Origin of the sequence: Flavobacterium circumlabens, assembly GCF_004345565.1 — a bacterium.
Lineage (GTDB): Bacteria > Bacteroidota > Bacteroidia > Flavobacteriales > Flavobacteriaceae > Flavobacterium > Flavobacterium circumlabens.
Map to the genome: position 1 here is coordinate 151,922 of NZ_SLWA01000002.1, position 15,597 is coordinate 167,518.

At 34.5% G+C, this 15,597-nt stretch carries 13 protein-coding genes; 12 read left to right on the forward strand and 1 reads right to left on the reverse strand.

Going from position 1 to position 15,597, the window contains the following annotated elements; all coding sequences use genetic code 11:
- The first annotated feature begins 33 nt into the window (after window positions 1-33).
- The 9 genes from galA to EV142_RS05345 all read left to right on the forward strand — a co-directional run bounded on the left by galA (window position 34) and on the right by EV142_RS05345 (window position 11,938).
- Window positions 34-2,847, forward strand: a complete 2,814-nt coding sequence (gene galA, locus EV142_RS05300) for a beta-galactosidase GalA (protein WP_132033380.1) — start codon at window positions 34-36, stop codon at window positions 2,845-2,847.
- Between the two features lie 204 nt (window positions 2,848-3,051).
- A complete protein-coding gene (locus EV142_RS05305) occupies window positions 3,052-3,741 on the forward strand; it encodes an NUDIX hydrolase (RefSeq protein ID WP_132033382.1) in 690 nt (229 codons plus the stop codon).
- Between the two features lie 117 nt (window positions 3,742-3,858).
- Entirely contained in the window at window positions 3,859-4,341 is a 483-nt protein-coding gene (locus EV142_RS05310) for a glycosyl hydrolase 2 galactose-binding domain-containing protein (protein ID WP_132033384.1), read from the forward strand.
- Window positions 4,338-5,456, forward strand: a complete 1,119-nt coding sequence (locus EV142_RS05315) for a glycoside hydrolase family 2 protein (protein ID WP_132033386.1) — start codon at window positions 4,338-4,340, stop codon at window positions 5,454-5,456. The genes EV142_RS05310 and EV142_RS05315 overlap by 4 nt, the downstream gene beginning before the upstream one ends.
- Window positions 5,457-5,464: 8 nt before the next feature.
- Complete coding sequence (locus EV142_RS05320) at window positions 5,465-5,749, forward strand: hypothetical protein (RefSeq protein ID WP_132033388.1); 285 nt, start codon at window positions 5,465-5,467, stop codon at window positions 5,747-5,749.
- Window positions 5,725-6,366 carry a glycoside hydrolase family 2 protein gene (locus tag EV142_RS05325; protein ID WP_132033390.1) on the forward strand — a complete coding sequence of 214 codons (642 nt, stop codon included), beginning with the start codon at window positions 5,725-5,727 and terminating at the stop codon, window positions 6,364-6,366. Before EV142_RS05320 ends, EV142_RS05325 begins: the two co-directional genes overlap by 25 nt.
- Window positions 6,367-6,678: 312 nt before the next feature.
- Window positions 6,679-6,924, forward strand: a complete 246-nt coding sequence (locus EV142_RS05330) for an IS6 family transposase (RefSeq protein ID WP_132033392.1) — start codon at window positions 6,679-6,681, stop codon at window positions 6,922-6,924.
- Window positions 6,925-7,281: 357 nt separating this feature from the next.
- Entirely contained in the window at window positions 7,282-10,023 is a 2,742-nt protein-coding gene (locus EV142_RS05340) for a PA14 domain-containing protein (RefSeq protein ID WP_132033394.1), read from the forward strand.
- A 238-nt stretch (window positions 10,024-10,261) separates the two neighbouring features.
- Window positions 10,262-11,938 (forward strand): hypothetical protein, encoded by a 1,677-nt coding sequence (locus EV142_RS05345; protein WP_132033396.1) that lies wholly within the window; start codon window positions 10,262-10,264, stop codon window positions 11,936-11,938.
- Window positions 11,939-12,254: 316 nt separating this feature from the next.
- Here the strand turns inward: EV142_RS05345 and EV142_RS05350 are convergent, their stop codons facing one another.
- Entirely contained in the window at window positions 12,255-12,617 is a 363-nt protein-coding gene (locus tag EV142_RS05350; RefSeq protein ID WP_132033398.1) for a MerR family transcriptional regulator, read from the reverse strand.
- A 105-nt stretch (window positions 12,618-12,722) separates the two neighbouring features.
- Here EV142_RS05350 and EV142_RS05355 point away from each other — a divergent pair, with 105 nt between their 5' ends.
- The 3 genes from EV142_RS05355 to EV142_RS05365 all read left to right on the forward strand — a co-directional run bounded on the left by EV142_RS05355 (window position 12,723) and on the right by EV142_RS05365 (window position 15,221).
- Window positions 12,723-13,538: an SDR family oxidoreductase gene (locus EV142_RS05355; protein WP_132033400.1), complete on the forward strand. Its 816-nt coding sequence runs from the start codon at window positions 12,723-12,725 to the stop codon at window positions 13,536-13,538.
- 259 nt (window positions 13,539-13,797) lie between these two features.
- Window positions 13,798-14,220 (forward strand): SRPBCC domain-containing protein, encoded by a 423-nt coding sequence (locus EV142_RS05360; RefSeq protein WP_132033402.1) that lies wholly within the window; start codon window positions 13,798-13,800, stop codon window positions 14,218-14,220.
- Window positions 14,217-15,221 carry a saccharopine dehydrogenase family protein gene (locus tag EV142_RS05365; protein WP_132033404.1) on the forward strand — a complete coding sequence of 335 codons (1,005 nt, stop codon included), beginning with the start codon at window positions 14,217-14,219 and terminating at the stop codon, window positions 15,219-15,221. Before EV142_RS05360 ends, EV142_RS05365 begins: the two co-directional genes overlap by 4 nt.
- Window positions 15,222-15,597 lie beyond the last annotated feature (376 nt).

Here is a 15,597-nt window from a genome sequence, read left to right on the forward strand (position 1 = left end):
ATAGAATAGTTCATCATTTTAAAAAGTAATACTATGAAACTCATTATAACCTTCGTTTTTTCTGTGTTAAGTTTAACAGGTTTTGCACAGCAGAATTCATCTTTAAATTATCGTGAAAAACTTTCTTTAGATAAAGGATGGAGATTTCATTTAGGAGACATTCCATTTCCGGAAGTAAAAGGGCATTTGGAAAGTTATTTTAATGCGAAAGCAGGAAAAGCAGGCGGAGCCGCGGCAACAGATTACGACGATACCAACTGGAGGATTCTCAATCTGCCGCATGACTGGGCAATTGAAGGAAGAATCGATTCTACAGCTAACCTTGCGCAGGGCTATCGCAAACGAGGAATTGGCTGGTACAGACGCAGTTTTAAAATAGATCCTAAAGACAGAGGAAAAAATCTGGAACTTCAGTTTGATGGTATTGCAACGCATTGTACTGTTTGGTTAAATGGTAATGTGGTACATAGAAACTGGTCCGGATATACCTCCTTTTATATTGATATGACCGATATGGCTAAATATGGCGATGAACTTAATGTTATCTCAATACGCGTAGATGCTGTAGATCAGGAAGGCTGGTGGTACGAAGGTGCAGGGATTTACCGCCATAGCTGGCTGGTAAAACGTTCGCCGTTGCATATTATTACAGATGGAGTATTTGCAAATCCCGTAAAAAAGAATGCTTCGGAATGGGAAATTCCTGTAGAGATTACGCTTCAAAATAGTAGGGATTTTAGTAGTGATGCTGTAATTTATGCAGCTCTTCTGGATGCAAAAGGAAATAAAATCGCTGATTCTGAAACATCAATCAAAGCAGCTGCAATGGACAAAACAATTGCAAATTTATCTGTAAAAGTAAATAATCCGCAATTATGGTCTGTTGACCAGCCAACTTTATATAAAGTGCAAACGGTTCTAAAAGAAAAGGGACAGGTAATAGATACTTTAACGACAACCTGCGGATTCAGAACAATCCGTTTTACTGCTGACTCAGGGTTTTATTTAAATGACAAGCCTATGAAATTACAAGGAGTCTGCAATCATCAGGATCATGCCGGTGTTGGAGTTGCAGTTCCTAATTCCCTATGGGATTTTCGTCTGAAAAAATTGAAAGAAATGGGGGCTAATGCGTACCGCTGCGCTCACAACCCGCCATCTGCAGAATTTTTAAATGCCTGTGACCGATTGGGTATTCTGGTTATGGATGAAAACCGAAACTTCAATTCCTCACCCGAATATATAAGCCAGCTTACCTGGATGGTTCGCAGAGACAGAAATCATCCCAGTATTATTCTATGGTCAGTTTTTAATGAAGAACCCATGCAGGGAACCGAAATAGGTTATAGAATGGTCAAACGCATGAGTGCTGAAGTAAAAAAACTGGACACCACAAGACCCGTGACGGCAGCCGCAAACGGCGGTTTGTTTGAACCTGTTAATGTATCTCAGGCAGTTGATGTGGTTGGTTTTAATTATCAAATGAATAATTACGACCGATTTCATCAAGAACATCCCAATATGATATTGACCAGTTCAGAAGATGCTTCTGCCTATATGATCCGTGGAAATTATACCACAGATTTAGCAAAACATACTCTGGATGCTTACGATACTCAGAAAGCAAGCTGGGGCGCTACGCATCGTGAAACATGGAAAACCATCGCAGAACGGCCTTATTTGTTAGGATGTTTTATCTGGACAGGGTTTGACTATCACGGAGAACCTTCGCCCTTTGACTGGCCTACAGCCGGATCGAATTTTGGAACCCTGGATTTATGCGGATTTCCGAAAACTGCTTTTTACATTCATCAGGCACAGTGGATTAAAGACAAACCAATTTTACAGGTGGTGCCGCACTGGAATTGGGAACATGCTGAAGGAACTCCAATAAAAGTAATGGCAATGAGCAATGCCGAAAAGGTAAAATTAGTTTTGAACGGAAAAGTGGTAGGCGAACAAAAAGTGGACAAGTATGAAATGAATACTTGGGAAGTTCCTTACAGAGCAGGAAAATTAGAAGCAGTTGGTTATACCAATGGAAAAGAAGTTTCGCATTTTACAATAGAAACAACCGGAAAACCAACACAAATAAGATTGACACCAGACCGCAATAGAATAAATGGTGATGGCTGGGATGCTGTTCCCGTAACTGTTGAAGTTCTGGATAGTAAAGGAAGACCAGTTCAAACTGCAAACCTGCCAATTGAATTTGAACTTGAAGGACCAGCTGATATTATCGGGCTTGGGAACGGTGACCCCAATTCGCATGAAATGGAAAAAGGAAATAAACGAAGTCTGTTTAATGGTTTAGCACAGGTTATTTTGCAAAGTAAAGAAGGCGGCAATGGAAAATTAAATTTAAAAGCAAGTTCTCCAGGTTTAAAATCGGCAATGCTTTCAATAGAAATTCAGCCAACGGAAGATATTCCGTCAGTAGAAGTCATAAAACCTTATTTACTTTTGGATAAATGGTTACTGTCTCCAATTTCTAAAGTAAAACCAGATCCGAACAAAGAAATTGAAGGGAACGATATGAACAGCTGGCAGCCTGTTCCAGCAGGTCAATCCAGAACTTTTTCTGATGGCAGCTTTGCAGTTTTCCGCAGCAGTTTTACACCCTATTTAGCGCAGCAGGAAAGTGGCGGAAAAATTATGTTTAAGAACCTGAAAGGAAAAGCTGAAATCTGGCTGGATAAAAAACTATTGGCCGTAAAAAAGGAAGAAGCTCAAAATGATTTTAGTGTGCAAATTCCTGCTGGTAAAGGTAAAAGGGAGTTGAGCGTGCTTATTGAAACAATTCCGGGAAATACTGCTGGTCTGGGTGGTTTGGTAATTATAGAATAGTTTAAAAACATAAGACAGGGAGTATTCTTTATTTAAAAACAGATAAAGGGTAGTGTAAACCTTATATTTTTCTCGATTTAAAAGTCGTCTGAAAAAAATAAAAATTTCACTGGCTGGGCTTTGTGTACCATTTTAGTACTTAATTAGTATGGTAAATCACAACCAATTTTAAATACCTGACAATCAAAAAACACAGAATTTGAGATGAACAACCTACATGCTTCAAAGTCGATATCAGTTGACTGTGTGATCTTTGGTTTTAATCAGGGAGGTTTAGAAGTGCTTCTCATAAGAGATACAGAAAACGAAAATAAATGGCGTCTTCCAAATGACTGGCTGATTAAAAACGAGAGTTTAGATGCTGTTGCCAAAAGAGTAATGAACAAGCTCATAGGGAACAGTTCAAACTATGTAAGTCAGGTTAAAGTTTTTGAAAATCTTGACAAGACCAATTTAAATCAAACGATTATCGTTGGATATTTTGCTTTAATAAATAGAGGAGAGTATTACATGACAGCAGAGGGAAGAAAAACAGATGCAAGCTGGTTTAAAATGAAAGACACTTTGGAATTAATTTGTGATCATCATGCAATTATTGATTTCAGTTTAAATATCATTAAAGAAAAAACGCTTTATTCTTCGATAATTTTTAATCTATTACCCGAAAAATTTACATTGCCGGAACTGATACGAGTCTATGAAGCGGTTTTGAATCGTAAACTAGAAAAAGCAAATTTCAGAAAGAAGATTTTACATATGAATGTAATTTCTGCAATTAATCAAAAACAATATGGAACATCTCAAAGAGCAGCTTCTTTATATCGTTTCAATTTTGAAAATAGTACTGAATTTAAATTAAATAAAGAGATTTTAAATTTTAATTATCAAGATTAAACTTTTGAATAAATAAAGTATTGGAGAAGCTTTTAGGGTTTGAATTAAGTTTATTTTAATAATAGATTCACTGTAAAATAATTAAAAATTAAAAATGAAAAATTAATAGTATTTATCTTGTCTCTTAGTATAAACGTTGAGGCTCAGTCGGTTGATTTGTCAAAGTTACAGTGGCAGTTTCGCAAATCTACAGATTCTCTTTGGCTTCCGGCAACGGTTCCCGGAACAGTGCATACTGATTTATTAGCTAATAAAAAAATTGCAGAGCCATTTTACCGGGATAATGAAACACAATTGCAATGGATCGAAAAAGAAGACTGGGAATACAAAACCGAAATTTTAGTAACTGAAAAAATACTTCAAAACGATGCCGTGGAATTGGTTTTTGAAGGATTGGATACGTATGCTGATATTTATCTCAACAACAAGAAAATTCTATCTGCGGATAATATGTTTCGCAGCTGGAAGACAGATGTAAAGTCAGGTTTGAAACTTGGCAGTAATGAATTACGGGTTTATTTCCATTCTCCCGTTAATTTTGTAATGCCTTTATACAGCGCATTAGGTTATATCCTGTTCCTGTCAGCAGTAATGATATGACTAACGATGCCAAAGTGAGTATGTATTCACGCAAGGCTGGCTATCATTTTGGCTGGGACTGGGGACCTCGTTTTGTAACCTCCGGCATATGGCGCCCCGTTAGTATTAGTACATGGAATACAATAGTTATTGATGATTTATTTATTAAACAATTATCTATAGTGGCAAACGACGCAAAGATCCAGGCACAATTGAGCATACGAAGTAAAGTGGAGGGTGTAAAAACCTTGAAGATTTTTATTGACGGCAGTAGCATACCCTTAGTTTCTAAGGAAGTATTAGTCCAAAAAGGAAACAATCACATCCAGGTAACTTTTGATATGAAAAACATCGAACTCTGGTGGCCCAACGGTATGGGAAATCATAAGATGTACAAGTTTAAAACTGTTTTGTCTGATAAGGGTTCAGAATTGGCAGTAAGAGAAGCGCAGCGTGGGATCCGAACGATTGAAGTAGTACAGGAATCCGGTCAAAAAGGGCAGTCATTTGCCTTTAAAGTAAACGGTAAAATGGTCTTTATGAAGGGGGCTAACTACATTCCTCAGGATAATTTTATACCAAGGATAAAAAGGACACAATATGAACATGTTATCCAAACGGCAGTAGAAAGCAATATGAATATGCTGCGTGTTTGGGGAGGAGGTTTTTATGAAAATGATCTATTTTATGATTTATGCGATGAAAACGGAATATTAATATGGCACGATTTTATGTTTGCCTTTTCGCTGTATCCGCCAACAGAAAAATTTAAACAAAGTATTTATCAGGAAGCAAAGGAAAATATCATAAGGCTTCGCAATCATCCCTCCATAGCTATGTGGTGTGGTAATAATGAAATTACCCAGTTTATGAATCAGGACTATTGGGGATTCAAATCAAAATGGAGGACACCGGAAGATTCTTTAGAAACAGTTGCAACCTATGATCACATATTCCACGAAATATTACCCGCAGCAATGAAAGCTTATGACGACGAAAAATTCTATTGGTCTTCAAGTCCCAATACCACTAATTATTCACATGATTTCCCTACGCAGCATTTGGCTGGTGATTTACATTTTTGGGGAGTGTGTGGCATGGTAAGGAGCAGTTCGAGAGTTTTAATGATAATATAGCACCTTTTATGAGCGAATATGGATTTCAGTCATTTCCGGAATTGGAAACACTCAAGACGTTCGCAATTCCTGAGGATTATAATATTAATTCGCAAGTAATGAAAAGTCATCAGAAATCTGGTATTGGAAATCAGACAATAGAATATTACATGAAAAATATGTTTAATGTTCCTAAAAAATTTGAAGATTTTCTCTATGTTGGACAAATTTTGCAATCCGAAGGAATCCGAACAGCTATTGAGGCTCACCGCAGAGCAAACCATTTTGCATGGGAACACTGTACTGGCAGATAAATGATTGCTGTCCTGGAGCTAGCTGGAGCAGTATGGACAGTTACGGGCGTTGGAAAGCGCTTCAATATAATGTAAAGAAAGCCTATAAGGATGTCATTATTTCCTCCCATAGGGATAAAGGTAATATTGAGATCTATGCCGTTTCTGATAAATATGAAAATATTCCTGTAAAAGCCCGTTTCAGATTAATGAATTTTAATGGAAGGGTAATCAGAAGCGAAGAAAAAAAACTCACATTGCCTGCAAATACAAGCACTTCTATACACAAAATTATTGAAAATGAATGGTTACGTCCAAAAGATACAGTTTCAACCTTTTTGCACATTAGTCTGTTTGAAGATGATAAAGAGTTGTGTCAGAACACTATATTTTTTGCTAAACCTAAAAATGTAGTCTTACCCAAGGCCGAAATTCTCATAAAGAAGATTGATCGGAATCATGTTTCGGTTTACTCAGATAAGTTAGCTAGATTCGTTTGGCTATACCTTCCGGAATCAATTAATGCTTTCAGCGATAATTATTTTGATTTATTACCAGGAGAAATAAAGATTCTGAAAGTGAATGAACATTTTTCATTGAAGGATATACAAGTGAAAAGTCTGGCTGATATGAAATAAAACCGATCAAATTTAAAGTTAAATGCAGAGAGAGTAGTAAAAAGAGATTTATTAGATGGGCGTGAGTTAACACTAAATTTAAGTGTGGAAATTTTAAATACAAGAAATTTGGATGCTCGTTCTACTTATATACTTTAACCATTAGACAATTAAAAATCATAGCTTAGTATAATTGATTTAAAATTAATTAAGAATTAAGAGGCAGTTTTCGTTTGCTGTAAAGCAGCATATAATTTTAATCTTATACTGAATAAATTTGGTTTTGTCCATCTAAAATATAACTTTTTATCTTTGGATTAATAAAACTTTTAAATGAATACCAAAGTTCATTGTTATCCCAAAGCTATCATTCTTCAGGCCGTCTATTTCAAATTGAGATTTACAATGAGTTATAGTGATCTTGAGGAAATAATCAAAATGCGTGGTATACAAGTGGATCATTCGACAATTCAGCGCTGGGTATTTAAATTTACTCCCATGATTGAGTCTCAGATCAAAAAGAAAGAAAATAGAGTAGGAGTTAAGCTGGCGGATGGACGAAACCTATATAAAAATTAAAGGTATCTGGTGTTATTATATAGAGCTGTTGATAAATTAGGTAACACAGTAGATTTTATTCTGACCGTAAAGGATGTAAGATAAGTCTATGGCGGCATATTCAGATCAAGGAAAAAGTAATGAAAGAGCTCAACCGAGTGAAAGACAGATTAAAAGAATATGAATTTTTAAACAATTGATTATTAAGGCTTCGGCTTTTGTGTTTTGTTTTACAAGTGATATATGTTTACTTAATTTCTATTCTATTTTGCAATTTGTCTACACTTTATCTATTGCTTTTAAATTGATTCAAAGTTAATACAACATAGTTTTGCCCTGAAAATAAAAAAATCTTTTTTTAATAAAACAGCTTTCAACATGAATAACAAAAGTAAATTACTCAGACGGATTGATTACAGGAGCAAAATTGGTACTATTTTTTTTCTGTTCATCATGCCATTTATTTCATTTCAAATACAGGCGCAAGATCTTATCGTGCCTCCCAATCCAGGAAGTTTATCTTCTGTAGAAGGTTTGAGCCAGTCCGGCGATTATAAAGTGGAGGTAAAAAAAGCTGGCGATGCAAACTATACTGAATGTTTTGTTTATAAAACAATAAATTCCTGGACGTATTCAAGTGTTTTTGCTGCAAAGTCACAAAAATCAGCATCGTTTACTAACATATCTTTCAGCAACACTGCAATAGATGTTAGAATTACTACTAATTTTACAGCAAATAATGTTACCATAAGACCTTTAAACTTTGGAATTAATGGTATTCGTAATGGCAATGTCATTACTTTTAGATTAACAAAACCAACGAAAATTTCTATTGAAGTTAATAATCGTCTCAATCCTTTATTCCTATTTGCAGACACTCCTGATGTTGTGCCACTTGCAAGCGAAACTACTTATTTTTACGGCCCTGGAATACATAAAATTGGTTTAGCAAAGCAGCTTAAAACAAACGATAAAGTTTATATAGCTGCAGGGGCAGTGGTAGAAGGTTCCTTTTTGATCCCTTGGAACAGTAAAAATGTAAGTGTTAAAGGGCGAGGTATTCTAACTATGGGAAAATGGAAACATACCACAACAGATCTTAGCGTCTTAGGTCAATATTGTGCCGTAAAAGCAAATGGGGTAAGCAATCTGCAAATGGAAGGTATAATCATAGCCAATAGTGCGGCATGGACTTTAAGCATTTACAATAGTGATAATCTGACACATGATAATCAGTACAGAAATTTAAAAATGGTAAACTGGAACGGAAATACTGATGGGATTTGGATAAATGGCGATAATAACATTGTTGATGATTGTTTTATCTTTAATAATGATGATGCAATTATGTCTCATGGATCTACAAATTCTAAGATTTCCAATCTTGTAGTTTGGGGAGGCCCCTGGGGAAGATTACTGTGGTTACCTTCTTTTGTTGCTACATCTGGTTTTACTATGGAGAACATCAATGTAATTGGTAAAGATGGCGGTGAACCTTTAATATTAATAGAGAGGGAAAAAGACATTAGTGGGGTGAATTTGAAAAATATTCGTGTAGAACAAAGAAATAATAATGAATTTTTAGAGGTTAAAAACACTAAAAATGGAAAGGTGAAAAATTGGAAATTTACAGATGTGACCCTTGATGATCAGAAAAACATCGAAGGCTCTATTTTAGGAAATGCAACAGGTGGTACAGTGGATGATATCACTTTCAGCAATTTAAAAATGGGAGGAAATTTTATCACTACCCTTATTGAGTCAAAAATGACAAAAAACGATTATGCGACAAATATTAAATTTGATAACGGAACAATTGCAGCACCTTCTGAATTAACACCTTCTGGTGTTCAGGCAACAAAAGTGACTTTAAACTGGGCCGATAATTCAAGTAATGAAACTTCCTTTATTCTGGAAAGAAGAAATGCAACTGCGGGAGAAGATTATACGCTTGTTGCAAACCTTACTGCAAATGAAGTAACTTTTACAGATACTAATTTGTTACCCGGGACTCTTTATAATTACAGATTGTCTGCGAAAAATGCAACCACGCAATCTTCCTTTGCCTATTTAAGTACTTCTCTTACGACACTTCCCGCCCCTGTTTTGACTCCTTCAGGGATCAATGTAGCTCAGATTCAGTCTAATCAGGCAACTATTAATTGGACAGATAATTCAAATAATGAAACTGAATTTATTATTGACAGAAGATCTGTGACCGATGGTGGAGATTATGCTTTTTTACAAAGTATTGCCGCAAATAACACCTCTTTTATAGATAAAACACTTTCTCCGAACAAAGAATACTTGTACAGACTTTCTTGCAAAAATGGAAGTTCAGTTTCACACTTTGCCTATTCTGCTATTTTTAAAACAACAGAAACAGCTGGTACTGGACTTCAGGCCACATATTACAATAATATAGATTTTACAGGAGCTTCTGCTTTTAGGATTGATCCGAGTATTAACTTTAACTGGGGAAATGGGTCGCCTTTAGCAGCAATCGAAGCTGATACGTTTTCAGTGCGCTGGACAGGGCAGATCAGGCCTTCTTACAGTGAAACTTATACTTTTTATACTACGACTGATGATGGTGTACGTTTGTGGGTAAATGATGTACAGTTAATCAATAAATGGAATATTCAGGGAAGCACCGAGCATACAGCAACAATAACGCTAAATGCAGGACAGAAGTACAATATAAAAGTAGAATATTTTGATAATGCCGGAGGTGCGACTTCTAAATTAAGCTGGTCAAGTAAAAGCTTAGGAAAAGAAATTATTCCACAATCGGCTCTTTATCAGTCTTCAGCAATTACTGCGAAAAACACAAATGATATTAAAACCACAGCATCCGAAATTTTAGATAATAGTGTCACAACGTATCCTAATCCTGCTAAAAGCGTAATATATATTAAGGTAGATGCTTTAGATGAAAAGGCTATAACTGTTGAATTAGTTTCATCAGTATCAAAAACAGTTAAGAAAGAAACCTTTACTACTGCCAAGGGTAGCAACGTATTTACTCTTAATATTAATGGATTGGAAGCAGGGCTGTATTTTTTAAAATTGTACGACGGACCGCAGATAATTGTAAAGAAAGTTATTGTCGGACAATAAAATTTAATTTTCAAAATAATGCCTACTGGTACTTGTGAGATCGTTAGCAATCTATTGGTTATTATAGTAATGATTCCATTCATTGAGATTGTAATAATGTATTTCATTTCTCATTACTTTTTCTTTATTTCTAAAATAAAATAATAAGTAATTACAATTGATAAGCCAAATTATTGCTCATTCACTTATACCTTACTCAGAAGATGAAGTATTTAAAGTAATTTATAAATAAAATAAAATGAAGAAATATAAAATCAAATATGCAAGGCTGGCTTTTGTTTTAGGACTTATTTTTGTGAGTTTAACCTCTTGTGAAAATGAGGTTGGACCTACTTTAGCTGCGCAGCCGGTACAATCAAAGCAGCAAACATCAAATGCTGATTTACTGCATGCTAAAATGATTGAAGAAGCTGTAAAAGGTGGTTTGGAATCAGTAAATAACAGTATTACAGTAAATCCAAAAACGGCAAGACCTGTAGCTACTAATTTTTTAAATACCAGAGTGCTAATTAATGGTTCTATTGTAGGATATGGAGTAACAGGCTATCAGCAATCCTACATATCACCAGGTGGAAACTTCATGACACCGGTAGCTGAATTATTAAGAAGATTTGAATATACCGTTTCTTTTAGTAATAATATTCTAACGGCTATTCGCAAGGCGGATAATACTTTTGGTGCGCAAAGAATTGATCTTACTGTTGGCAGTACAAACGTATCTTATATAACTTCATCCGGTCAGGGAGCGAATTTACTTTTACCAGAAACAGCTATCAATTCTGATGGTGCAGTGTTTGCACCTGCAAGACTTATAGCGCTTTTGGCAGGTGCCGCTACTGCTGAGTTTGATGCTGATACTACGACATTGCAGACTTACTACTATGAAGTGAATGATTTTGGTATTTATTTTTACGGTATACAGCAGAACTCTTCTAATGACGCAGTTGGCTGTCAGAAATATATTCCCGGAGAACCCAACCCGTTTTTTGTAGCGACCAGAAAAACATTAATTTATGCCCATGGATATCAACCGGGATCTATTAGTGGTTTTAAAAGAGAAGGATTTTTGTTTAATCAGGCTGAAAGCGGTAATCAGAATGTTCAGAATTACTGGAAACTCAATTCTGAAAGCGAAAATTGGAACGTGGGAATATTTCATTGGATACAACTCGCTGATGATAATGGGCTTCCTCCTTTAACCGAGGAAAAGAAAATCTATGATGCCAATTCCAGTGGCATTGGTATGAGATGGAGAAAATCAAATAATACTTTCAGTACGAGAGGTAATTCCTCTTTAAGCGTTTTACAACTTTACCGTCAGGAGTATCAAAAGATAACTGCCGTAGTATCTAATGCCACTGAATTACGACTAATAGGAAATTCATTAGGAGGTAACCTTACCATGGCTATGTTACGTGAGGTAGCAATTAATGGGGCAAGATTGCCTAACAGGGTAACGTTGATGGATCCCTATTGGAATCCTGGTTTAGTAAAATCAGGATCCTTTAATTTACCTACTAATTTTGTGACCCCAAACTCTAGTCCAGATACTAGATATGTAGGCAAAGATGCGGCAGTGAGACTAAATAACGCGGGTATTGCAATTGAGTATTTTGTTTCCAGTGCAGCAGGTCAGGATGGTTATAATCGTGGGGTAGCTTTCATTGCACAATATACGAATCTTCTACCTTTTTACACTAATGATATTGCGGCAAAGCATACACAGCCTACACGCGTATATATGTGGTCCAAAGGACTAGGATTTCCTGCTGTTGGTCCACATCCGAATAAAGATAATTTATCTGTAAGGCAAAATATGAATACAGATAATTATTTTTCTCAGAATTCACAGTCCAGCGCATTTACTGCTGGACCTGGTGATGATACCTATACTCTTGCATTTGGCAAGCCATAAAATTGTTTACAGCAGAAAAGTTGGGAGCAATTTACAGATAGTTCCACAGCTCAAGTAAGGTGTAAATAAATTAAGAGGAAACTTGAATTAATAAATTTATAAGAGGGTTGATTTATCAACTCTCTTTTGATGGACTACTTGTGAATTATTTCGTTAGTAATTCTGATATATTTCATCTATATTTTTTTTTTAACCTATTCAGCGTTCATTCAGAAAATTAAAGAATGCTCTTTAGAATATTTTGTTCTTGATTTTTCAACTAAAATAATTTATGAATCGAAAATTTTAAAAAAAATGCTTGCTGAATGAATATAAGTCAATTACATTTTTCAACTTCATTTTTGAGGAAAGCAATTTGTATTTTAACTTCTTTCAGCTCTTTTATCTTGGTTTCTATTTGCACTAATTTTCGGCTTAAAATTTCTAATTTTTCTGGCTTACTGATTTGTTTACCATACCAGGCGTCAATAATTTCTTTTATTTCAGATAATGTAAAGCCAGCAGATTTCGCATCTCTTATCAAACTTAATTTTTTAATTACTTCTTCATCATAATAGGTATAATTATTACTTTTTACATCTTCTTTTTTCTTTCCTGTAAACAGTCCGGATTTTTCATAAAATCGTATTGTTGGTATAGGAATTCCTGTTTCTTTGGAAAGTTGATTTATTAATTTCATACTTGTTAATTTTATGTTAATTTAAATAGTATAGACTATGCTTCATACTTTATAGTTGCAAAAATAATATTTACTTTCGCATTTCAAATAATAAATGAATAATAAATGAGTAAAACGATATTAATCACGGGAGCTTCAACAGGCATAGGTAAACTTACTGCTATATATTTTTCTCAAAAGGGATGGAATGTTTCTGCAACGATGAGGACAATAGAGAAAGGGCAAGATTTATTAAAGTATCCTAATTTAAAAATATTTAGATTAGATGTAACGGACGATAATAGTATAAGACAAGCCATAGACAGCACTATTTTGGCATTTGGTCAGATTGATGTGTTATTTAATAACGCAGGATACGCCTTAGTTGGAGCGTTTGAAGCTATGGGTCAGGAACAAATTAAAAAGCAGTTTGACACCAATGTTTTTGGAGTAATGAATGTAACAAAGGCTATTTTACCTCATTTTAGAGGTAATAAAAAAGGAACAATCATCAATACAACTTCTATGGGCGGTTTGATTACTTTTCCACTATACAGTGTTTATCATAGTACAAAATGGGCTTTAGAAGGTTTTACGGAAAGTTTACAATTTGAATTAAAGCCATTCAATATCAGAATGAAAAATATTGAGCCAGGTGCTATTAGAACCGAATTTGAAAATGCAATTGATTATTTTTCAACAAGTGAATATGACAATTATACAAGTCGCGCACACCAGAATATGCTTGATAATTACAAAACTGCTCCAACTGCGGAGATAGTTGCTAAAAAAGTATGGCATGCTGCAAACGATACTTCTTACCGTTTGCGTTATGCAGTTGGTGGACAGGGACCTCTTTTATTATTTATGCGCTGGCTACTCCCGCTTTCTTGGTTTACAAAAATAGTAACTAGTGCGGTTGAAAAAGGTATAAAACAGTAAAACCTAAGCCAGACAGCTGAGTACTTGTGGAAATGAGTGACAAAGACCTCTCATTCCTTTTGGTCTGAAATAGTAGTATAAATTTTTAGTTTTTATTTTGTTTAGTTTTTTTGAGGGTAAGCTCATTTTTTTGCCAAAAAAAATGAGTGAACCCTTTTTTAGGTGCTTTACGAGTTATTCTTTGTTTTTAAAACTGCTAAAGGTTTTAGACAATGTTTAATGGGAACCTATTACTTATTTAACAATTAATAAAAAAGTCATGAAACAATATCATACCTGTATAATTATTCAAGCACCAGTTGATAATGTTTGGAAGTCGTTAATAAATTTTAAATCATATCCTGAGTGGAATCCAATTGTTGGTAAATTAGAAGGAGATATGATAGAAGGTAATAAAATAACAACTTTTATTATTCCATTAAAAAAAACATTCCATCCGATTTTGATTTCTTATAAAATTAATAAGGAAATTGTGTGGCAAGGAGTGCAAGGAGCAAAAAAAATATTGGCTGGAAAACATTATTACAAATTAGTAAAATTGAACGAAAGAGAAACAAAATTATATCACGGCGAATTTTTTACGGGTTTATTTTCTTATTTCATTTCAAAGAAAATGATTAAAAAAATGGAAGATGCCTTTGTTAGTCATAATAAAATTTTAAAAAAAAAGAATAGAAAATGAAAGATAAAATATTAATATATGGAGCTGCTGGATATATGGGAAGGCTATTTACTCAACATACTGTTCTGCACAAATTACCTATTATACTAGGTGGGAGATCTACATTTAAAACAGATATGGAATACCGGATTTTTTCTTTGGATCATCCAGTAAATGTTTGTGATAATTTGCATGATATTTTAGTTGTAGTGAATTTAGCAGGTCCTTTTGCTAATACTAATAAGACTTTGGTAGAAGCTTGTATCTCTACTAAAACCCATTATATTGATATTTCCGGAGAGGTTACTGAAATGAAAGCTGTTTTTGAATTTCATGAAAGGGCAGTAAAAGCAGGAATTATGTTAATGCCAGGGGCCGGCTTTGGTGTAGTGCCTACAGATATCGTGGCTAATCTTGCCAAAAATAAAATGCCCACTGCCAACCAATTAAAGATAGCTTACAGTACTGAGGGAAGTGTGTCAAGAGGTACGCTAAAAACTGTTTTGAAAGATATCAATAAAGAAGGAGTAGTTCTAAAAGATGGAAAATTTGCAAAAAAAATGCCAGCTGCAACTGTTTTTTCTTTTAAAGTTTTAGGGAAAAACAAAGTAGTCGTCTACAACCCATGGAGAGCGGATTTGTTTACTGCTCAACTTTCAACCGGCATTCAAAACATTGAAACGTACTCCAATTTTCCGGGTATTATCGTTAAAATGATGCAGGGAAAGATGCTCTGGATTCGTGATTTTATATTAAAAAGACTAATAAAGGCTTTACCAGATGGCCCTTCAATGAAACAATTACAGAAAGGCAAAACTTTTTGCTTTGCTGAGATCAAAAATGAAAACGGTGAAAAAACCTCCGTGACATTAATTGGGCCTGAAGCTTATTTATTTACAGCCTTGACACTTATTGAAATCAGTAAAAGGATACTTCAGAATGATTTAAAGATTGGTTTTCAAACTCCAAATATTTATGGATTTGACCTTATTAAGAATATAGAGAACGTAAAATTATTATAATTAATTTTTTATAGGAAGCGACGAACTACTAATGGAAATTAAATAAGAGTCATTTTATGTGTAAAGATCTAAATCTTAAGATGATTTAAGTTAAAGAGTTGCAAGTGTTGAAGAATGTTAAATAAGGTGTGGTTTAGCTCCAAGTATTTTTTTTTAAGGACAATTTACCTGTAGAAAACTATAGTGCTAACGTTTGAGATATGAAAAGCACGCAATCAACTTTTTTTGATAGTGTTTGAATGTGTCAGAAATCCTACATTTATAGCATCGTTTTAAAAGTAAAGGTTAAAAAAAACTAATATTCAGATTTTAGCACATATAGAAATAGAATTTACAAATTCTTTAAACCCTATGAAAATCAAGATGGTATAATGTT